This is a genomic window from Aquabacterium sp. (assembly GCF_050725395.1).
GTDB lineage: Bacteria > Pseudomonadota > Gammaproteobacteria > Burkholderiales > Burkholderiaceae_C > Aquabacterium.
Genome location: NZ_JBOHHL010000005.1, coordinates 89555 through 109974 on the forward strand (window position 1 = coordinate 89555; position 20420 = coordinate 109974).

General features: G+C 67.0%; 18 protein-coding genes. 4 read left to right on the top strand and 14 right to left on the bottom strand.

The annotated features are described in order from the left end of the window. Positions 1–28: 28 nt before the first annotated feature. Entirely contained in the window at positions 29–604 is a 576-nt protein-coding gene (locus ACREB4_RS05140; protein WP_431587123.1) for a YceI family protein, read from the top strand. Here ACREB4_RS05140 and ACREB4_RS05145 read toward each other — a convergent pair. From ACREB4_RS05145 to ACREB4_RS05160, 4 genes are all read right to left on the bottom strand, one after another. Further along, the gene (locus tag ACREB4_RS05145) at positions 594–2468 is read right to left on the bottom strand and encodes an ATP-binding protein (RefSeq protein ID WP_431587124.1); all 1875 of its coding nucleotides are present in this window, start codon (positions 2466–2468) and stop codon (positions 594–596) included. The two genes, ACREB4_RS05140 and ACREB4_RS05145, sit on opposite strands and share 11 nt — an antisense overlap. Positions 2469–2521: 53 nt before the next feature. Then, positions 2522–3352 carry an HDOD domain-containing protein gene (locus ACREB4_RS05150; protein ID WP_431587125.1) on the bottom strand — a complete coding sequence of 277 codons (831 nt, stop codon included), beginning with the start codon at positions 3350–3352 and terminating at the stop codon, positions 2522–2524. A 68-nt stretch (positions 3353–3420) separates the two neighbouring features. After that, positions 3421–4509: an AraC family transcriptional regulator gene (locus ACREB4_RS05155; RefSeq protein WP_431587126.1), complete on the bottom strand. Its 1089-nt coding sequence runs from the start codon at positions 4507–4509 to the stop codon at positions 3421–3423. A 104-nt stretch (positions 4510–4613) separates the two neighbouring features. Beyond that, positions 4614–5585, bottom strand: a complete 972-nt coding sequence (locus tag ACREB4_RS05160; RefSeq protein ID WP_431587127.1) for a tyrosine recombinase XerC — start codon at positions 5583–5585, stop codon at positions 4614–4616. Positions 5586–5725: 140 nt separating this feature from the next. On the opposite strand from ACREB4_RS05160, the gene ACREB4_RS05165 reads away from it, so the two are divergent. After that, on the top strand, positions 5726–7270 hold the full coding sequence (locus ACREB4_RS05165) for a methyl-accepting chemotaxis protein (protein WP_431587128.1): 1545 nt from the start codon (positions 5726–5728) through the stop codon (positions 7268–7270). 30 nt (positions 7271–7300) lie between these two features. Here the strand turns inward: ACREB4_RS05165 and ACREB4_RS05170 are convergent, their stop codons facing one another. From ACREB4_RS05170 to ACREB4_RS05200, 7 genes are all read right to left on the bottom strand, one after another. Then, positions 7301–7945, bottom strand: coding sequence for a carbonic anhydrase (locus tag ACREB4_RS05170; RefSeq protein ID WP_431587129.1), 645 nt, complete (start codon positions 7943–7945; stop codon positions 7301–7303). Continuing rightward, complete coding sequence (locus ACREB4_RS05175) at positions 7942–8535, bottom strand: hypothetical protein (protein WP_431587130.1); 594 nt, start codon at positions 8533–8535, stop codon at positions 7942–7944. The genes ACREB4_RS05170 and ACREB4_RS05175 overlap by 4 nt, the downstream gene beginning before the upstream one ends. A gap of 5 nt (positions 8536–8540) precedes the next feature. Beyond that, positions 8541–9227 carry a DUF484 family protein gene (locus ACREB4_RS05180; RefSeq protein ID WP_431587131.1) on the bottom strand — a complete coding sequence of 229 codons (687 nt, stop codon included), beginning with the start codon at positions 9225–9227 and terminating at the stop codon, positions 8541–8543. A gap of 39 nt (positions 9228–9266) precedes the next feature. Further along, the gene (gene dapF, locus ACREB4_RS05185; RefSeq protein WP_431587132.1) at positions 9267–10130 is read right to left on the bottom strand and encodes a diaminopimelate epimerase; all 864 of its coding nucleotides are present in this window, start codon (positions 10128–10130) and stop codon (positions 9267–9269) included. A 38-nt stretch (positions 10131–10168) separates the two neighbouring features. Then, positions 10169–11749 carry a methyl-accepting chemotaxis protein gene (locus ACREB4_RS05190; RefSeq protein WP_431587133.1) on the bottom strand — a complete coding sequence of 527 codons (1581 nt, stop codon included), beginning with the start codon at positions 11747–11749 and terminating at the stop codon, positions 10169–10171. Positions 11750–11822: 73 nt separating this feature from the next. Next, a complete protein-coding gene (locus ACREB4_RS05195; protein WP_431587134.1) occupies positions 11823–12719 on the bottom strand; it encodes a lysophospholipid acyltransferase family protein in 897 nt (298 codons plus the stop codon). After that, complete coding sequence (locus tag ACREB4_RS05200) at positions 12716–13630, bottom strand: lysophospholipid acyltransferase family protein (RefSeq protein ID WP_431587135.1); 915 nt, start codon at positions 13628–13630, stop codon at positions 12716–12718. Before ACREB4_RS05200 ends, ACREB4_RS05195 begins: the two co-directional genes overlap by 4 nt. A gap of 65 nt (positions 13631–13695) precedes the next feature. Here ACREB4_RS05200 and glk point away from each other — a divergent pair, with 65 nt between their 5' ends. After that, the gene (gene glk / locus ACREB4_RS05205) at positions 13696–14718 is read left to right on the top strand and encodes a glucokinase (protein WP_431587136.1); all 1023 of its coding nucleotides are present in this window, start codon (positions 13696–13698) and stop codon (positions 14716–14718) included. Between the two features lie 28 nt (positions 14719–14746). On the opposite strand, the gene otsB is transcribed toward glk, so the two are convergent. The 3 genes from otsB to ACREB4_RS05220 all read right to left on the bottom strand — a co-directional run bounded on the left by otsB (position 14747) and on the right by ACREB4_RS05220 (position 18984). Continuing rightward, positions 14747–15517: a trehalose-phosphatase gene (otsB, locus tag ACREB4_RS05210; protein ID WP_431587137.1), complete on the bottom strand. Its 771-nt coding sequence runs from the start codon at positions 15515–15517 to the stop codon at positions 14747–14749. Between the two features lies 1 nt (position 15518). Then, positions 15519–17756, bottom strand: a complete 2238-nt coding sequence (locus ACREB4_RS05215; RefSeq protein WP_431587138.1) for an alpha,alpha-trehalose-phosphate synthase (UDP-forming) — start codon at positions 17754–17756, stop codon at positions 15519–15521. Between the two features lie 79 nt (positions 17757–17835). Next, on the bottom strand, positions 17836–18984 hold the full coding sequence (locus tag ACREB4_RS05220; protein ID WP_431587139.1) for a mechanosensitive ion channel family protein: 1149 nt from the start codon (positions 18982–18984) through the stop codon (positions 17836–17838). 250 nt (positions 18985–19234) lie between these two features. On the opposite strand from ACREB4_RS05220, the gene metK reads away from it, so the two are divergent. Next, on the top strand, positions 19235–20419 hold the full coding sequence (metK, locus tag ACREB4_RS05225) for a methionine adenosyltransferase (RefSeq protein ID WP_431587140.1): 1185 nt from the start codon (positions 19235–19237) through the stop codon (positions 20417–20419). The last annotated feature ends 1 nt before the right edge of the window (position 20420 follow it).

Below are 20420 nucleotides of genomic sequence, written 5' to 3' on the forward strand. Positions count from 1 at the left end.
TTTTTTTCCAAACCCTGAGGATCCGACCATGACCAAGACTTCTTTGACCCTGCTGGCCGCCACCGCCGCCCTGGCCGCGTCGATCGCGCACGCCGAGCCCGCCACCTACGCCATCGACCCCACGCACACCTTCGTGACCTTCGAGGCCCAGCACTTCGGCACCTCGACCAACCGCGGCCGCTTCGACAAGAAAGCTGGCAGCATCACGCTGGACAAGGCCGCCAAGACCGGCAAGGTGGACGTGACCCTGGAAACGGCGTCGATCAACACCGGCACGGCACCGTTCGACAATCACCTCAAGAGCAAGGATTTCTTCAACGTGGAAGCCTTCCCCAAGGCCACCTTCGTCAGCGACAAGCTGGTGTTCGAGGGTGAGAAGGTGACGGCCGTGGTGGGCACCTTGACGCTGCTGGGCAAGCCCCAGACCGTGACCTTCAAGGCCCACAACTTCAACTGTTACCAGAACCCGATGCTCAAGCGCGAAGTGTGCGGTGGCGATTTCGACACCACCATCCAGCGCGGCGATTTCGGCATGACCTATGGCCTGCCCGGCATCCCCAACGACATCCACCTGATCATCCAGATCGAAGCCGTCAAGCAGTGAACGAGGCCTGACGCTCCGCATGCAGGTGGGCCTTGAGCATGGCGCTCAGGTCTTCCTGCGTGAAGGGCTTGGCCAGGTGGTCGTCCATGCCGGCAGCCCGGCAGCGGTCGCGGTCCTGGCTCATCACGTTGGCCGTCAACGCGATCACGGGCACGCCGGGGCGGCCCTGCTCCTGCTCGATGCAGCGCAGGCGCCGCGTGGCCTCGATGCCGTCCAGCACGGGCATCTGGCAATCCATCAAGACCAGGTCGATGCCATGAGGCTGGCTCAGCAGCGCCAAGGCCTGCTGGCCGTCTTCCACGTGCGTGACCTGCAGGCCCAGCTTGCTCAGGATGGCCTGGGCCACGAGGGCGTTGACGGGGTTGTCCTCGGCCAGCAGCACGTGGCCGCTGAAGCCGCCGTCGTCCAGCTGGTCCATCAGCGATGAAGGCCGGGTGGCCAGGAAGCGCGTGGGTTCGCTGTTGGTGATGCGCGGCAGCGGCACGTTCAAGGTGAACACCGAGCCCTGGCCGGCCGTGCTTTCACACAGGATGTCGCCCTGCATGGCCCGCGCGATCTCGCGCGAGATGGTCAGGCCCAGGCCGGTGCCGCGGTGCTTGCGCACGAAGCTGCCATCGGCCTGGTGGAAGGCGTCGAACACCATGGCCTGCTGGTCGGGCGGGATGCCGATGCCGGTGTCCTCGATGCGGAAGACCACGCGTTTGGCGCAGGGGCTGTCGGGGCCTTCGTCGTCGCAATGGTGGCGTTGCACGGTCACTTTCACGTGGCCCATGTCGGTGAACTTGATGGCGTTGCCCACCAGGTTGTGCAGCACCTGGCGCAGGCGTGCCGCGTCACCGAACACCATGCACGGCGAGTTCAGCTGGATGTCGCGCCGCAGGGGCAAGCCCTTTTCGGCGGCGGTCACGGCCAGCAGCGACAGCACGTCGTCGACCACCGCGTGCAGGTCGAAGGGCGCCTGGTCGATCTGCAGCTTGCCGGCCTCGATGCGCGAGAAATCCAGCACGTCGCTGATGATGCCCAGCAGGTGTTCGCCCGAGCGTTCGATCAAGGCCAGGTGTTCGCGCGATTCGTTCAGCACGCCGGGGCGCGGCGGCAATTTCTGGCCCACCAGCCGCGCGAGGCCCAGGATGCCGTGCAGCGGCGTTCGCATCTCGTGGCTCATGGTGGCCAGGAACTGGTCTTTGACCGCGCTGTGGCGCTGCGCCAGCTTGAGCGCCTCGGCGCGTTCCTGCGCGATGCGGTCGGTGGTGAAGCGCAGCCACAGCAGTTCGGTGATGCGCCTGGCCGAGCGTTCGCCTTCGAGCAGCATGATGCCCATCAGCGTGAGCAGGCCGCAGCCGCCGAAGACACCATAGGCGTCCTGTCGGGTGAACAGCATCACCGCGCAAGGCAGCAGCATGCTGATGTTGAGCACGCGGTTGGGGCGCGGATCGGCCTGCAGCGCGAAAGTGCAGATGGCGCTGGCGCCAATCAGCGAGCCGACGATGACGGCCGACACGTTGAGGTCATTGACTGGCAACAGCCAGGCGCTGCCCAGGCCCCAGGTGCCCCCCAGCATGCCCGACATGACCACCATCGACGTCAGCCAACGGGGATGGTCGCGCTTTTGGGACCGCACATAGGCGCGGTACACGCCCAGGCGCACGCCCGTGACGACCAGACAGAAAATGGCCCAGGCCACCGCCCGCAACCAACCCACCTGGGCGCCGATCAGGGCGGCCAGGGCGATCGCGAACACGCTGCTGACCAGTTCGACAGGCAGCGCGGCACCGAACAGCATCCGCACCCGTTCGGCTTCGATCAGGCGCTTGAGCTGGGGGTCGTCGGGGGTGACCCGCAAGGGGTCTTTCAAAAGCAGCATCGTCTCTGTTTATCGTCCGCCATGCAGACGACTTGAGCGTGCGGCCGGTCGCTTTACGCTTTTTGACGCGCGGTGTTGAGTCGTTCACACACCCGGGTAGTGGCCAGCTGGAAAGCCTGGAAGTTCAGGCCGATCTGGTGGGTGATCGGTTCGAGCTTTTGCCACATGCCCGCCGGGTCGGCCGACGTGACCGGGTCGAGCAGCAGGCCATCGACGGCGGCGCCGATGGTCAGCAGGCGCTGCACCTGCGGGCGCTCGTTGGCCCAGGACGCCGGGCCTTGCGGGCGGCAACGCACGCCATCGGCCACTTCGCGCGACAGCCCCCAGGATTGGCACAGGGCGGCGCCCAGCGCGGCATGGCTCACGCCAAAGGCGGCGATCTCGGCCTCGGCCAGTTGGTTTTCGTCGGGGCTCTTGCTGTCCAGGGCGGTGTAGCGCTGGTGGTCGTAGGCGATCAGCACGGCGCGGCCGCTCTCGGCGAACAGGCCGATCGTGTGGGCCAGCCATTGGTCGACGTCGAGCTGGCGGGCAATGCTGCCCATGGCCAGGCCACGGATGCCGGCGCGGTCCCAAATGGCTTGCAGCAGAGGCCCTGGCGGGAAGGCACCGCGCAAACCGATCTCATACGTGAGGCCGGCGACCTGTGCCATGCCCAGGTAGCGGATGCCTTCGTGCACGGTCTCGACCCGCTTGAGCAGGCCGAACAGCGCCGAGTTGACGGTGCGCACCACGGCGGATGACAAGGCCATGTCGTTCTCGATGACCTCGGCCAGCTGCTCGGTGGTGCAGTCCTCCTCGGCCATCAGCAGGGACAGCTTGACCAGCGTGCTCGGGCAGGCCGGCAGGTCGATGTTCAGATTGCGCAGCGGCGATTCGATGGTCATGGTGGGGCACCTTTCACGACGCAGTCTATGCCTGCGCGCCACATCGTGAAAGGGGAATTGCCCCTTCTTCAGGCCGTATTCTTGATGCTCAATCGCGCACGGGCCAATCGTGTGGTGGGTGGGGTCAGGCCCTGGTTGCGGCGGTATTCGCTGGGCGCCATGCCCTTCCAGCGGCGGAAGGCCTCGATGAAGGTGGTGACATCCGCGTAGCCCAGGCGCTCGGCGATCTCGCTGTGCGTCAGGCTGGCGGTGGCCATCAGCTCTTCGGTCAGGGTGCGGCGCACCTCTTCGAGCAGGCCACGGAAGGTGGCGCCTTCGGCCGTCAGGTGGCGGCGCAGGGTGCGCGAGGTCATGCTCATCTCTTCGGCCACTTTTTCCATGTCGGGGATGTGGCCGGGGGTGCGCAGCAGGCGGTCGCGCACATTGGCGGCCACCCCGGTGCGGGCATGCCGGCTTTCCATCAGGTTGCGGCACATCTGCTCGCACATCTGGGCGGTGTGCGGGTCGGCCTGCGGCAAGGGCAGGTCCATGATGCTGGCATCGAAGATGTTGCGCTCGTGCGGCGAGTTGAACGTGGGGCGCACGCCGAACAGGGCGGTGTAGGCGGCCACCATCTCGGGCGAGGGCTCGGGGCACTTCATCTGCACTTCGCGGTAGGGCAGCGGGGCGCCCAGGATCTCGCGCTGCAGGGTGACCACGGCCGCGCGGTCGCGGTCGATGATGAACTGGCGCACGTCTGGCGGCAGGTGGTCGGTCTGGAAGGTCGAGGTGATGAGGTCGCCGTGGCGCTCGACCACGTTGGTGGTCAGCGAGAAGGTCAGGTTCAGCATGCGCGAGGCCATGGATACCGCGTTGCCCAGGGTCGGGCTGCTCATGACGGCGTAGCCCCACAGGCCATAGGTGGTGACGTGGTAGCGGCAGCCGGCGTGGATGCCGAGTTCGGGCGCGTGGTTGAGCTCCGTGCTCAGGTTGCGGATCAGTTGAACTTCCTGCAGGGCTTCGATCTCGGCTTTGGGGTCGTCCAGCTGGGCGCGGGTGATGCCCGTGTGGCGCAGCATGGCGTCGACGCTGACACCCCGTTCGTAGCCGAGTTGCGTGAGGACGCGGGCGGTGGCGATGCCTCGGCGGAAATCCCAGATCGTGGGCTTGGAACTCATGCGGTACTTCCAGGTGTTGTTCAATGACGTTACAAATTATGTCCGCCAACACCAATCCACATGTCCGCTCTTCTGTATGCCCTAGGAAAAAACGTGGTTATTGCTCAGTCTTTGCGTTTGGCCCGTGGGTGGGCCGCGTCATACACCTTGGCCAAGTGCTGGAAGTCCAGCTTGGTGTAGACCTGGGTGGTGGTGATGTGGGCATGGCCCAGCAGTTCTTGCACGGCGCGGAGGTCGCCGCTGGACTGCAGCAGGTGGCTGGCGAAACTGTGGCGCAGCATGTGCGGGTGCACGTGTGTGGGCAGGCCGGCGTCGATGGCCATCTGCTTGAGGCGGTTGCGCAGTTGCACGGGGGTCAGGCGCCGGCCCAGGCGGCTGACGAACAGGGCGGTTTCACCGGGTGCGGCCAGGGCGGCGCGCATGTCTAGCCAGGCGTCCAGCGCCTGCAAAGCCGCCTTGCCCACGGGCACGGTGCGGCGTTTGCCACCTTTGCCCAGCACATGGGCTTCGGCGCCGCCGCGGTCCAGCCAACCCTGGGCCTGTGGGCTGGCGGTCACGTCCAGGCCCAGCAACTCGGCGCTGCGCAGGCCGCTGCCATAAAGCAACTCGACCATGCAGTGGTCACGCGCGGCCAGCCAGGGTGCTTCGCGCGCGTCGCGGCTGCGCGGGGGCGCGGGCTTGGGCGGCGCTTCGGTGGACAGGGCCACGGCCTGCTCCACCGACAAGGCCTTGGGCAGGGGCTTGGCGCCCTTGGGCGCGCGCACGCCTTCGACCGGGTTGATGCTGGCCAGGCCTTCTCGGCCCATCCAGCGGAACAGGCCGCGCCAGGCCGACAGGGTGATCGCGATGCTGCGTGGGCCCAGCCCGCCAGCATGCAGCCGCGCCGCCCAGCCGCGCACGTGGTGGGGCTTGACGGCGTCCAGCGACAGGCTTTCCCGGGCACAAAAGGCTTCCAGCCGCTTGAAGGCGTCGAGGTACATGGCCAGCGTGCGGTCGGCGAGGCGGCGCTGCACGCGCAGGTGCTCGAGGTGGCTGGCGATCAAGCTGGGCGGCGGCGGGCGGTCTTCAATGGCCATGTCTGCATTGTCGCTCCGATGGGTTCCAGTCGGGGCCATCCATGCCAAGCCTTCAAGTTGAGGGCCGCTTTGCCGATACCGCTGAACGGGTCGTCTGCGCTGAGGCCCCGTCATCAAACCGCAGGGAACGAAAGCGAGCCATGAACTTCCTCTCCAATCTGAAACTCGGCAAGCGCCTCGCGCTGGGCTTTTCCGCCTTGATCTTGCTCAGCCTGATCGCCGCTGGCGTGGGCATCGAACGCATCCGGGCCGTGCGCGCCATCGCCGAGCGGCTGGGCACCGAAGACGCTGAACTGTTGACCCTGACGCAGCGCTGGACGCGCTCCATCGAATCGAACACCGCCCGCACCTGGGTGGTGTTCTTCGCGGCCGAACCCACGGTGATCAGCCGCGTCAAGGAAGAAATGCAGGCCACGGTCACGGCCAACACCGCCCGCATCAAGCGCATGGGCGAGCTGGCGACGTCCGATGAGCAAAAGCAGTTGATCAAGGACATCTCCGATCAGCGCACCGCCTTCCAGGCCGAACGCAATGCCCTGCTCAAACGCAAGGAAGCGGGCGAGGACGTGGGCGGCGAAGTGCTGGCCAAGGTCTTCCCGGCGGCGCAGAACTACCTGGCGTCCGTCGAGCGCCTGGCCGACCACCAGGTCAAGCTCATGCAGACCACGAAGGAGGCCGCCGACCATGCCGCCACCGAGGGCGTGACCGCCCTGGCCATCGGCACGGTGCTGGCACTGATCGTGGGTGGCGGCCTGGCCTGGGTGCTGACCCGGTCGATCGTGGTGCCCGTGCGCCGGGCCCAGCAGGCGGCCGAGGCCATCGCCAATGGCGACCTGAGCGTCGACATCCGGACCGACAGCGGCGACGAGATCGGCCAGTTGGTGCAGTCCATGCAGCGCATGGTGTTGTCGCTGCGTGGCATCGTGAACGCGGTGCGGGCCAGCTCGGATTCGATCGCCACGGGTTCGGCACAAATCGCCATGGGCAACGCCGACCTGTCGCAACGCACCGAAGAGCAGGCCAGCAACCTGCAGCAGACGGCCGCCTCGATGGAAGAGCTGACCGCCACCATCAAGCAGAACGCCGACACGGCGCGCCAGGCGTCGCAACTGGCCAGCAGCGCCTCGGCCGTGGCCGTGGACGGCGGCACGGTGGTGGGCAAGGTCGTGGCCACGATGGAAGACATCACGGCCAGCTCGAAAAAGGTGGCCGACATCATCGGCGTGATCGATGGCATCGCCTTCCAGACCAACATCCTGGCGCTGAACGCGGCGGTGGAAGCGGCCCGGGCCGGCGAGCAAGGCCGCGGCTTCGCCGTGGTGGCGGGCGAGGTGCGTTCACTGGCGCAGCGCAGTGCGCAGGCCGCCCGCGAGATCAAGACCCTGATCGGTGAAAGCGTCGAGAAGGTCGAGACCGGCACGCGCCTGGTGGGCACCGCGGGCGCGACCATGGACGACGTGGTTCAGCAGGTCAAGCGGGTGACCGACCTGATCGGCGAGATCACCAGTGCCAGCATCGAGCAAAGCACGGGCATCGGCCAGATTGGCGACGCGGTCAACCAGCTCGATCAGGTGACGCAGCAGAACGCGGCGCTGGTGGAGGAGTCGGCCGCCGCGTCGGAAAGCCTGCGGCACCAGGCCGCGAGCCTGGCGCAGACGGTGTCGGTGTTCAAGCTGACGGCTTGACCGGATCATCGGCCCTGGGCGGGGGGCGCTTCAGGTGCCCAGCTCGTCCAGGAACTCGACGGCGCCCGTCTCCAGCGAGTACTCGGCGCCGACCACGGCCAGGCTGCCTTGCTGGATCAGCTGTTCCAGCAGCTCGGAGCCGTGGCGCAACTGGTTGACCGACGCGCGCACATTGGCCCGCACCGCGTGGTGCACGAGTTGGTCCATGTCGTGGCGCAACTCGGTGGCCAGCAGGCCTTCGACCGAGGGCCGCACGCGGTTGACGATGGAGTGGATGTTGCGCGACTGAAGGTTGTCGGCCGGCTGTTGCAAGGCCTCGATGGTGGCCAGGACGGCCCCGCATTTCGAGTGCCCCAGCACGACCACGAGCGGTGTGCCGAAGCGCGAGGCCGCGAACTCGACGCTGCCCACCTGCGAGGGCGCCACCACATTGCCCGCGACGCGGATCACAAAAAGGTCGCCCAGGCCTTGGTCGAACACCAGTTCGGCCGGCACGCGGGCGTCCGAGCAGCCCAGGATGATGGCGAACGGGTTCTGCGGCTGGCCCAGTTCGATGGGCTTGGCGGGCCCCGACAAGCTCTGGCCGGACTGGACGCTGGCGACGAAACGGCGGTTGCCTTCGCGCAGGCGTGCCAAGGCCTCGCGGGCGGTTTGAAGGCCTGGTGGCTTGCTCATTCGGATGCTGCGCTGTCAGGGTTGGCGGCGGCCTCGGGACTGGCCGGTGCGGTGTCGGCTTTGCGGGCCACGGTCTTGAGCCAGCGGGCGGTCTTGGCCCCCAGCTGTTCGGCGCACCGTTCCAGCCGGTCGCAGGCCTTGAAGTTGGCGAAGGGGTTGGCGCCCAGGCCGGCCTTGCACGAGAAGTTGGTCTTGGCGATCTCGCGGCCGCCCTGGGCCACGGCGGCGTTCATGCCGACTTCGGACTCGACCCACCGGCCGCCAAAGCCCACGCTGGCCCGTCCGCCCACCAGGGTGGTGATCTGGAGGGACACGCGGTTGGCCAGGTCGGAGGCCGTGCTGGCCTGGCCCTGGCCCAACGCGACCTGCACCTTGTACTTGGGGCCGAACTTCTCGACCGCCTGGGGGATGAGGCGTTCCAGCTGGCATTCGGTCTTGGCGGCATCGCTGATGCTGCCGGTGTCCTGGTAGCTGGCCTGGTCGTCGACCAGGAAGGCGCGTTCCGGGGAGGCGGCGTCCTGGGCTTGGACCGAGCAGGACAGGGCCAGCAGGGCGGCCAGGATCAGGCGGTTTTTCAGCAGGGTGGCCATGCGCATCATCCCAGCAGGCGGGCCAAGGCCGCGCTGGCGGTTTCGCCGACCTGCGCCAGGAAGTCCACGCCCATGTCGGCCGTGTAGCGCGTGGGGTCGGGCGAACCGAGCACCAGCAGACCGTAGGTGTGGCCCTCGTGGTGCAGCGGGATCATCGCCAGCGAGGTGATGGTGCTGTGGTCGGCCATCCATTTCGAGGCTTCGAAGCCGGCGTTGACACCGCAGTAGGGCAAGGTCAGGCTGGCCGCGAAGCTGCGCACGTCGTCGCTCACGGCTTGCGCGGAGGGCAGTTCGCGCAGGGCTTCGCGCACGGGCACCGCGGGGGTGTCCCACACGCGCACGGCGGCCTGCGGGATCAGGAACTCGCGTTGCAGTTCGGACAGCAGCACGTCGGGCAGGGCGGCGTCGTCGTGGGTCATCAGCACGGCGCGCACCCAGTGGTGCAGGCGCTGGGCGATGGCCTCGTTCTCCTGGCTGTGGCGGATCATTTCCATGATGCGGCGCTCCAGGCCCTTGATCTTGTCGCGCAGCATTTCCATCTGGCGCTCTTGCAGCGAGACGGCGCGCTGGCCGTGCGGGCTGGTGAGTTGCACGCTGGACAGCAGCTGGGCGTGGCGCTCGAAGAAGCCGGGCGTGTGCACCAGGTAGTTGGCGATGTCGTCTTCGGTGATGCCTTGCAGGGGTGTCGTCATGGTGGGCGTGTTGGTTCGTTCAGGCGTTCTTCGAACGGGTCAAAGGGCGGGCACGTCGATCTCGCCGTCGAAGACGGTGGCGGCCGGGCCGGTCATCATCACAGGATGCCCGATGCCCGCCCAGCTGATGGTCAGGCGGCCACCGCGCGTGTCGACATCGACGATGCTGTCCAGCCAGCCCAGGCGGATGCCGGCGACCACGGCCGCGCAGGCGCCCGAGCCACAGGCCAGGGTTTCGCCACTGCCGCGCTCGAACACGCGCAGCTTGATGTGCGAGCGGCCCACCAGCTGCATGAAGCCGGCGTTGACGCGCTTGGGGAAGCGTTCGTGGCTTTCGATCTGCGGGCCGGTCTCGCCGACCGGGGCCTGGTCGACGTCGTCCACGCGCGTGACCGCGTGCGGGTTGCCCATGGACACCACCGCCACGTCGACCGGGTAGTTGGCCAGTGGCAAGGGCCACAGCTCGCAGCCGTTGACCAGCTTGGGCGTGAGGCCGGCGGCGTTGAACGGCACCTTTTCAGGGGCCAGGATGGGTTCGCCCATGTCGACCGTGACGCGGCCGTCGTCCTGCAACTCGGGCTCGATCACGCCCAGCATGGTCTGCACGCGCAGCCTGGTCTTGCCGGTGAGCTTCTGGTCGTGCACGTAACGCGCAAAGCAGCGGGCGCCGTTGCCGCATTGCTCGACCTCGCCGCCATCGGCGTTGATGATGCGGTAGGTGAAGTCGGTGTTCCGCTCGCTGGAGCCGGGCTCGACGATCAGGATCTGATCGGCGCCGATGCCGAAGCGCCGGTCGGCCAGGAAGCGGTATTGGGCCGGGCTCAACGCCAGCGGCCCCTGGGTGGCGTCGAGCACGATGAAATCGTTGCCCGCGCCGTGCATTTTGGTAAAGCGCAGCTTCATGGACGGAGATTATCCGTCCGACTGGGGCCCCGCGTGTGTCAGGCGGGCTGAATGTCCACCTGGAAGCGCGCCACGGCGTCGGTCAGGCCCTTGGCCTGCTGGCGCAGGCTGTCGGCGGCGGCGGCCGATTGTTCCACCAGCGCGGCGTTTTGCTGCGTCATCTGGTCGAGCTGGCTGACGGATTCGCCCACGTGGCTGATGCCCTGCGACTGCTGCTGCGTGGCGTCGGCGATCTCGCCCATGGCCTGGGTGACGCGCCGGATGGCGTCCACGATCTCGACCATCACGGCGCCCGCGTCCTGCACGCGGCGCGAGCCGATGTCCACGCGCTCGACCGACTGGCCGATCAGGCTTTTGATCTCCTTGGCGGCGTCGGCGCTGCGCTTGGCCAGCAGGCGCACTTCGCTGGCCACGACCGCGAAACCGCGGCCCTGTTCGCCAGCACGTGCCGCTTCCACGGCGGCGTTCAGCGCCAGGATGTTCGTCTGGAAAGCGATGCCATCGATCACGCCGATGATGTCGCTGATCTGCTGCGAGGCCTTGCTGATGTCGGCCATCTGCTGCACCACGCTCTCGACCACCTGGCCGCCTTGCTCGGCGCGCTGGCAGGCGGTGTCGGCCAGGATGTTGGCCACGTTGGCGGACTGGGCCGATTGGGCCACCGTCGTGCTGAGCTCCTCCATCGACGAGGCCGTCTGCTGCAGGTTGGAGGCGGCCTGCTCGGTGCGGTCGGACAGGTCCTGGTTGCCGGCGGCGATCTCGGTGCTGGCCACCAGCATGTTCTGCGACGATTCGCGCACCGAGGCGACCATGGTGCGCAGCGAGACCTGCATCTCCTTCATGCACCGCATCAGGCGGGCAATTTCGTCCTGACCGCGGGGGTTGATCTCTTGCGTCAGGTCGCCCTGCGCGATGGCCTGGGTGTGCGCTTCGGCACGCTTCAAAGGCCCCGTGACCGAGGCGATGGTCAGGCCCATCAGCGGCAGGAAGACGATGCCCGGCGACAGCAGCAGCGCCCACAGCGACATGATGGCGTTGCTGACGCCGCTGCTGACCTTGGCGCGGCGGGCTTGGGCGAGTTGTTCGATGTCCACGTTCAGCTTGGCGACGATGGCATCGATGGCGTCGCCTTCGGCGCGTTGCGGCTCGCTCGACTGGAAGGCTTCGCCGGGCGAACTGATGGCCGAGGAGTTGATGAGTTCCAGGGTGGGCGCCAGGCCCTTGCCATAACTTTGCAGCTTGGCCTCGACCGACTTCACCTGCGCCGCGATGGTGGCGTTGGGCGCGACCTTGGCCAGCTCCTGCGTGGCTTTGACCGTGCTGCTCAGGGTGTTTTGCCAGGCCTTGATGTGGGTGCCGGCCGACACCGAATCGCCCGTGTTGATGATGGCCGACTTTTCGAAGCCGCGCAGTTGCCCCAGTTGCAGGGCCAGCGTGCTCATGCGCTGGGTGGCCGCGAACTCCTGGGTGGCGAAGGCGTCGAACTCACCACGCAGTTGCGACAGCTGCCAGCTTGAGCCGGTGCCCACGATCAGGCCGATCGCCACCACCAGGGCCATGCAGGACAGGAGTCGTGCACGGATCGAAAAACCACGCAAGAAGGTGATCCAGGCTGCCATCTTTTTTGTCTCCGAAATTGCAAACGTACCGTCTCTGCATTTCGGCCGAAATGGGGTGGACTTGAGCGCCGGCTCAATACAGACTGGGCTCGCCCGGCGGCCGCGTCTTGAAGCGCTTGTGCACCCACAAATACTGCGCCGGCAACTTCAGGATTTCGGCTTCGATGAGCCGGTTCAGCCTGGCCGTGTCCGCCTCGGCGTCGTCCGTGGGAAAGTTCTCGATGGGCGGCAGGAAGTGGATGCGCCAGCCCTGGCCGCCGGGCAGCGTTTCGGCGATCACCGGCTGCACCACCATGTTCAGCATCCTGGCCATGCGCGAGGGCGCCAGCAAGGTCGCCGCCGGGACGCCAAAGAACGGCACGAACGCCGCGTCCTTGGCACCGAAGTCCATGTCCGGCAGATTGAAGAAGCCCCGTCCCGCCTTGATGGCGCGGAACAAGGGCTTGACCGAATCGCTGCGCGGGAAAATCTCGGCATCGCCCAGGCGCAGGCGGCCGCGCTTCATGGCGGCGTCGATGATCGGGTTGCTCTGCGTCTGGTAGATCGACGCGCCTGGGCGCTTTTGCTGCAGCAGGATGGACGCGCCAGCCACGTCCAGCCCCACGAAATGCGGGCACAGCCACATGGTGGCGCGGCCCGTGGCCTGGAACTCGCGTTCCGCCAGATCGATGTCGCCGCTGACCTGGATCAGGCGCTTGATGCGCGCGGGCGGGGCGTACCAGAACAGGGCGCGTTCCAGGGCGCTGCGGCCCAGCCAGCGGAAGTGTTCCTTGACCAGGGCGCGGCGCTCGGCCTCGGGCATCTGCGGAAAGCAAAGCGCCAGGTTGCGCAGGGCGATGCGGCGGCGGGAGCCGGCCAGCGGGTGCAACAGCGCGCCCAGGCCCCAGCCCAGCCCGGCCAGCATCGGCAAGGGCAGCCAGGAGAGCAGCCACAGCAGGCCCAAGGCCAGTCGAATGCCAAGTCCCTTCATGCCGCGTCCTTGGCCGTGGTGGTGCGCTGGGTGGTCAGGATGTCCGCCTTGGGTTGCTTGTAGCGGTTGTATCCCCAAAGGTACTGCTGGGGGCACTGCATGATCAGGTTTTCCACCTCGCGGTTGAGTGCCACGGCCGATGGTGCCGGGTCCCCTTGTGCCACAGCGTCGACCAAGTCCGTCCCGGCCGCTTGGGCATGAACGACGAAGTCAGCGCCCACTTTCAAGCGTTGAAAGAAGCCCAGTCTTTCGCCCCGCAGCCACACCATGCTGGCGCCGGTCTGGTGGGCCAGCTTGGTGGCCATGGTCATGGTGTAGGCCTGCGGCCCGAAGAAGGGCGCCCACACCCCCATGCCCTCGGGCGGCACCTGGTCGGGCAGCAAGCCCAGGGTCTGGCCGCTTTTCAGGGCGCGCAGCAATTGCCGCACGCCGCTGAGCGTGGCCGGGGCGGATTGCAGGTGCTCTCGGTCGCGGGCATGTTCCAGGATGCGGGCCAACGCCGGCTGCTTGGCCGGGCGGTACAGCACCGTGATGGGCTGTTGCGCGCCAAAGCGCTCCGCGTAGGCCTGCGCGCAGATCTCGAAGCAACCCAGGTGCGGGGACAGCACCAGCACGCCCTTGTGTCGGGCGAGGGCTTGCTCCACCACCTCGGGGTGGGTCCAGCGCACCCGGTCGCCCAGGGGCACCTTGGCCGGGCGGCCCCAAAGGCGCGGCAATTCCGCCACCATTCGGCCGGCGTGGGCCACGGCCGACCAGCGTTGCCAGGCGCTCAAACCCGCTTGGTCGGTGTGGGCTTTCAAGCGCCGCCGGTAGGTTGGCGACAGCCCGTAGGTCAGCCACCCCAGGGCGGCACCCATGGGGTGCAGCAGGCCGAGGGGCCAGCGCGACAGCATGAAAAACAGGCGAGACATGGGCCGCGATGTTACTTGGCGAGCCGGGCTATTCTGGGCACCTGTTCACGCGAAAGGAGACACCCATGATCTTGTGCGCGGATATCGGGGCCACCAAAACCCTGCTGGGCCTGGCTCGGATGAATGGCGCGGGCCGGATCGAGGTCGTGGCCTCGCAACGCCACGTGGCCGCCGAAGTCGGCTCGTTCGACGCCATGCTGGACGGCTTCCTGCGCGACCACGCCAGCCACCTGACCGTGCCTTTGCGCGCGGCCTGTTTTGGCGTGGCGGGCCCGGTCAAGGACCACACCGTGACGATGACCAACCTGTCCTGGCACCTCGACGCCGCGGCATTGAGCCAGCGCCTGGGTGGCATCCCCGTGCGCCTGGCCAACGATTTCGAGGCGGCGGCCAGTGGGATCGACCTGCTGCGCACCGATCAACTGCTGTCCTTGCAAACCGGCCAGGCAGCGGCGCGCGCGCCGCAACTGGTGATCGGCGCGGGCTCGGGCCTGGGGGTGGCCTTCCGCGTGTGGCAAGCGTCGGACGACGGCCAGTCAGGGCATTACGGCGTGGTCACGGGCGAGGGGGGCCATTTCAGCTTCACCCCGGCCAATGACGAGCAAGACCGTGCCCTGATGCGCTTGCGGCCCCACGTGGCCCGCCCCGTGGCCGAGCATTTCGTGTCCGGCCCCGGCCTGGCCAATTTCTACACCTTCCTGGACACCGAGGACAGCGGCAAGCAGGTCGACAAAGCCCCGCACAGGGTGGCCACCGCCATGGACACCACGGGTTTGACGGGCGAAGAGGTGGCCCGACGTGCCATGGAGGACGGCGAGCCCCGCGCGCTGCACGCGCTGCACCACTTCCTGCTGTCCTATGGTGTCGTGGCGGGCGACTACGCCCTGGCCACGCTTGCGCGGGGCGGCGTCTTCCTGGCCGGCGGGATCGCGCAGAAGCTGGGTGCGGTCATGCAGGACGGACGTTTCCTGGTCGGCTTCAACCAGAAAGGTCCCTACGCCGATCTGATGGCGACCATCCCTGTCCACGTGGTCACGGCGCCGGATTTGGGCTTGCTCGGCGCAGCGGTCATCGGGACGCGCATTTGACCGGTGCCGGTCAAATTTACCGGCGCGTTCAGCGCAGCGTCGCCACCATCATCTGCAGCATGGTGGCGACCTCGGCGTGGGTGTCCAGGTAAAAACGGGCGTGCGACAGCGGGTCATCGCGCCCGATGCGCACCGTGAGCCAGTGCGGCTCGGCGCGCTCGAACACCGACTCGTCGTTCAAGTCGTCGCCTGTGAACACGGCCGCGCCGGCACCCGTGCGTTGCACCAGCGAGGCCACGGCGTCACCCTTGTCGGGCGCGTTGGCGGCCACCACATTGACGACGCACTTGCCGCCAAAGCTGGTGAGGGCCGGGTCCAGGTTGCGCAGCAGCGTCTCGATGGTGACCAGGGCCGCGTCGCGGTCTCGGGCCAGGCGGTAGTGCAGGGCCAGCGAATGCAGCTTGTCCTCCACCTGGATGCCCAAGGCGGCCAGGTCGACTTCGTGCTGGTTGATCTTCTGGCGCAGCACGTCGAGCTTCTCGGTCAGCGCCACGTAAACCTCGGGCGGCAACTCAGGGCGCTCCGGGTCTTCTGCGCCGTGGTTGCCGATGATGTAGTGGGGGTCGAAGCCCAGGCGCGGTGCCACGTCGTCGACGCGGCGGCCCGTGACGATGGCCACGGGCAGGTAGCTGGCCAATTGTTCCAGGCTTTTCGCCACCCCGATGGACACGCGGGCGTCATCCGGACGGGTCACGATGGGGGCCAAGGTGCCGTCGAAATCAAAGGCCAGCAAAGGGCGCCGCTTCATCACGGCGTCCAGGGCCTGCTGGCCCGGGGGGGTGAACAGGTGGTGCTTCATGTCAGCCAGGCTGGTGCCTCTGCACGCGCGCCTCGATCCTTTCTCTCAGACGCCAGCGGCCGGCGTCGGTCAGCATGCGGCCGGCCCAGCGGTAGACGTTGAACTCGCGCACGGTCATGCGCAGGCTGCCCATGCGTTCGCGCTGTTCGGCCTCGGGCATCGTCAGCGCGCGGTGCAGGGCATCGGCGGTCTCTTCCACATGATACGGATTCACGATGAGCGCCTGTCCCATTTCACGGGCGGCCCCGGCGAAGCGGCTCAGGATCAGCACGCCGCGTTCGTCGTCGCGCGCGGCCACGAACTCCTTGCAGACCAGGTTCATGCCATCGTGCAGGCTGGTGACCATGCAGGCGTCGGCGGCGCGGTACAGCTCGTAGAGCGAGGCCTGGTTGTGGTGCACGGCCAGCAGGTGGATGGGCTTGTAGCCGTCGCGGCCGAAGCGCTGGTTGATGCGGTCGGTCAGGGCGTGGATGCGCTCCTGGAAGGCCTTGTACTCTTCCAGTTCACCGCGTGAAGGCGCCGCGATCTGCACGAAGCCGAACTTGCCGATCCACTCGGGGTGCTTCTCCAGCAGGCGCTCCACCGCGTGGATGCGCTCCAGGATGCCCTTGGTGTAGTCGAAGCGGTCCACGCCGATGGCGAGGCGGTGGTCGGGCGGCAGGCCCAGCGAGGCCAGCACATTGGCGCGGCACTCTTCCACCGGCAGCCAGGCGGCCTGCATCTGTTCCGAGGGCCAAGCGATCGAGATGGGGTAGCTTTCGACGAAGGTGCTGTCTTCGTGGAAGGAGATGGTCGAGTGCTCGTGCTCGATGCGGGCTTCGAGGTAGCGGTCCACCGTCTCGATGAAGTTCTTGCAGTGGAAACGCGTGTGGAAGCCCAGGATGGTGCTGCCCAGCATGCCTTCCAGGATCTCCTGCCGCCAGGGACAGATGCCGAAAGACTCCGGGTTGGGCCAGGGGATGTGCCAGAAGGTCAGGATGGTGGCGCGCGGCAGCTTCTTGCGGATCATGGCCGGCAGCAGGGCGAAGTGGTAGTCCTGCACCAGCACGACCGGGTCTTCGCTGCGGGCCTCGGCCACCACGGCGTCGGCGAAGCGCTGGTTGATGGCGCGGTAGTGTTCCCAATCGGATTCGCGGAAGACCGGCCGCACGTGGGCCACGTGGCACAGCGGCCACAGGCCTTCGTTGGCGAAGCCGTAGTAGTAACCCTTTTCTTCTTCTTCGCTCATCCACACGCGGCGCAGGGTGTACTCGTCCTTGCCGGGCGGCACCAGCACGCGGTCATGGGCATCGACCACCTCCGCGTCGGCGCTGCCGCTGCCGTGGGCGATCCAGGTGCCCGAACAGGCGCGCAGCAGTGGCTCGACCGCTGTCACCAGGCCGCTGGCCGGTTGCTTGACGACGACCCCATCGCCCACCTTGTCGTGGATGTAGGGCTCGCGGTTGGCCACCACGATCAACTCGTCGCCGCGCAGTTGCGTGCGCAGCAGGGCGCGCAGGCGCTCGGGGTTCCATTCGGTCTCGGGCCCCAGCGATCGGCGGTACTCGTCTTCCAGGTCGCGCAGTCGGGCGCGCAGGTCGGCGGCGAAAGGCTCCAGTTCGGGCGCGGCCGGCGACATCAGCGGGCTGATGAGGCCTTCCCCGCGCAGCAACGCGCGCGCACCCGAGACCCAGCCGCGCCAGCTCAATTGCGCCACCACGACGGTGATCAGCGCGATGATCACGCCCAGCCCCGCGATCAGGATGATGAGGTACTTCTGGGTGTCCTGGCTGCGGTGCTCGACAAAGCTCAAGTCCTGCAGCAGGATCAGTTGCGCGATGGGGCCGTTCTCGTCGGTGATGGGGTAGATGCCCACGTGCACGGGGCCGCCTTCGATGCGCATCTGCGGCTCGTCCTGCTCACCGATGACGGTGGCCTTGGCGCAAGTCAGCGAGCGCGGGAAACCGGGCGAGCGGCGCAGCAGTTCGCCGTCCATCGAGCACAGGCCGATGGCCACCAGTCGCTCGTCCTGCACCACGCGGTTGAACAGGGATTGCATGCGTGAACTGCCCGGTTCCGCCAGCCCTTCGGTGATCGAATCCGACAGCGTCTTGGTGACCAGCGAGCCCCGCAGATTGAGGTCGCGCGAAAACCAGCGCAGGGTGAGGCGGTCCATCAGGGGCACGGCCAGGTAGGCCGCGGCGATCAGCGTCAAAACCAGCGGGACCAGAAAGCGGAGCTGGAGGCGCAGTGTGTTCATCAATGAAGAAGCCGGAGAATGTTGTTGGCCCCTTCATGGCAAACACCGTGCCCGGGCGGGCAGGCAGGTGCTTTCTGTTTCAGGCGCGGTGCGGCTGCTCGTGTTCCGGCGTGGGGGAGCGCTGCTGCGGCGCGGACGGCTGGCCCTGCGTGTCGCTGGCTTCGGCGCGCGTCCCGCCGGGCAGCGGCGGGTCAATCTCGTTGCGCACGCGGGGCAGGAAGTCGGGGTAGTCGCGCTGCATGAGCAGCATCAGTTCTTCGCGGATCAGGCAGCGCAGGTCCCAGGCCTTGCCCGAATCGGCGCTGCTGATCAGGCAACGCAACTGCATGGCCTTCTCGCTGAAGTCGGTCACCTGGATGAGGCACACGCGCTGGTCCCACAAGGGCGACTTCTCGCACAAGGCCTGCATGGCGTCGCGCAAGGGTTGCAGGGGCATGCGGTAGTCCACCCACAAAAACACCGTGCCCAGGATGTTGGCGCTGCTCCGCGTCCAGTTCTGGAAGGGATTCTCGATCCACCATTGCAGGGGCACGATCAGGCGGCGCTCGTCCCAGATCTTGACGACCACGTAGGTGCTGTTGATCTCTTCCACGCGGCCCCATTCGCCCTCCACGATCACCACATCGTCCAGGCGGAAGGGCTGGCTGAAGGCGATCTGCAGGCCGGCCATCAGGTTGCCGAGCACGGGCCGCGCGGCCAGGCCGGCCGCGATGCCCACCACGCCCGCTGACGCCAACAGGCTGGTGCCGATCTGCCGCACATCGGGGATCGTCATCAAGGCCAGGCTGAAGCCGACCAGGCCGATTGCACCCACGGCCAGGCGCGTGACCACCTGCGTCTGCGTCTGGATGCGGCGCGCCATCAGGTTGTCGCTCACGTTCACCGAATGCGACAGCACGATGGCCTGGCCGAAGCCGCGCGCCATGCGCATCAGCAGCCAGGTGAAGGAGGCGATCAGCAGGATGGTGGTGACCTGCCGCACCGAGGCGATGTGGTCCAGGTCGTCGGGCGCGCCGCGCAGCACGAACTGCAAGGCCAGCAGGGGCAGCAGGATGCTGGCTGGCTTGCGCGCCGACTGCGTCACGGCGGAGGCTGCTTTGGAATGGGCCGTGCTCCGTTTGAGGACCGCCGCGCCGCTCAGGAAGATCAGCCAGGCCACGAACATGGCCAGGGCGGCGGACAGGATGGTGAGGGCCCAGGGCGAAAGGTTCAGGTCGTTCAAGTCCATGCCCGCCGTCAGCAACCGGCGTGCCGAAGCCCTCGGATCAGCGGCTCCCATGCCCCGATTTGCCAACGGTTTCGGGGTTTTATCCGACCGAAACCCTGGGTGCGATCCATTACACTGACCCATCGCCGAGTTAAAGGAACAACTTGCGGGGCGATTCACAAATGCCGCTAAAGCGTTCGCCGCTTGTTCGAAAGATCTTCAAGCCCGGCGACGCAGCCAGTCTTGAACTTATCTTTTTGGAGCACTTAACGTGGCGAACGACTTCCTCTTCACATCCGAATCCGTCTCTGAAGGCCACCCCGACAAGGTCGCCGACCAGATCTCGGACGCCATCCTCGACGCCATCTTCCAGCAAGACCCCCGCTCGCGCGTGGCCGCTGAAACGCTGTGCAACACCGGTCTGGTGGTGCTGGCCGGTGAAATCACCACCAACGCGCACGTCGACTACATCCAGGTCGCCCGCGACACCATCAAGCGCATCGGCTACGACAACACCGACTACGGCATCGACTACAAGGGTTGCGCCGTGCTGGTGGCTTACGACAAGCAATCCAACGACATCGCCCAGGGCGTGGACCACGCGTCCGACGACCACCTGAACATCGGCGCTGGCGACCAGGGCCTGATGTTCGGCTACGCCTGCAACGAGACGCCCGAGCTGATGCCCGCGCCCATCTATTACGCCCACCGCCTGGTCGAGCGCCAGGCCCAGCTGCGCAAGGATGGCCGCCTGCCTTTCCTGCGCCCTGATGCCAAGAGCCAGGTCACCATGCGCTATGTCGATGGCAAGCCGCACAGCATCGACACCGTGGTGCTGTCCACCCAGCACGACCCCGATCAAAGCGAAACGCAACACTCGATGAAGGCCTCGTTCACCGAAGCCATCATCGAAGAGATCATCAAGCCCGTGCTGCCCAAGGAATGGTTGAAGGACACCAAGTACCTGATCAACCCCACCGGCCGCTTTGTCATCGGCGGCCCGCAAGGCGACTGTGGCCTGACCGGCCGCAAGATCATCGTCGACACCTACGGCGGTGCCTGCCCCCACGGTGGTGGCGCTTTCTCGGGCAAGGACCCTTCCAAGGTCGACCGCTCGGCCGCCTATGCTGCCCGTTACGTGGCCAAGAACATCGTGGCCGCCGGCCTCGCCAAGCAGTGCCAGATCCAGGTGGCGTACGCCATCGGCGTGGCCCGCCCCATGAACGTGACGGTCTACACCGAAGGCACGGGCGTCATCCCTGACGACCAGATCGCCGCGCTGGTGCAAGAGCACTTCGACCTGCGTCCCAAGGGCATCATCCAGATGCTGGACCTGCTGCGCCCGATCTACTCGAAGACCGCCGCTTACGGCCACTTCGGCCGCGAAGAGCCCGAGTTCACCTGGGAACGCACCGACAAGGCGGCCATCTTGAAGGCCGCTGCCGGTCTGAAGTAAG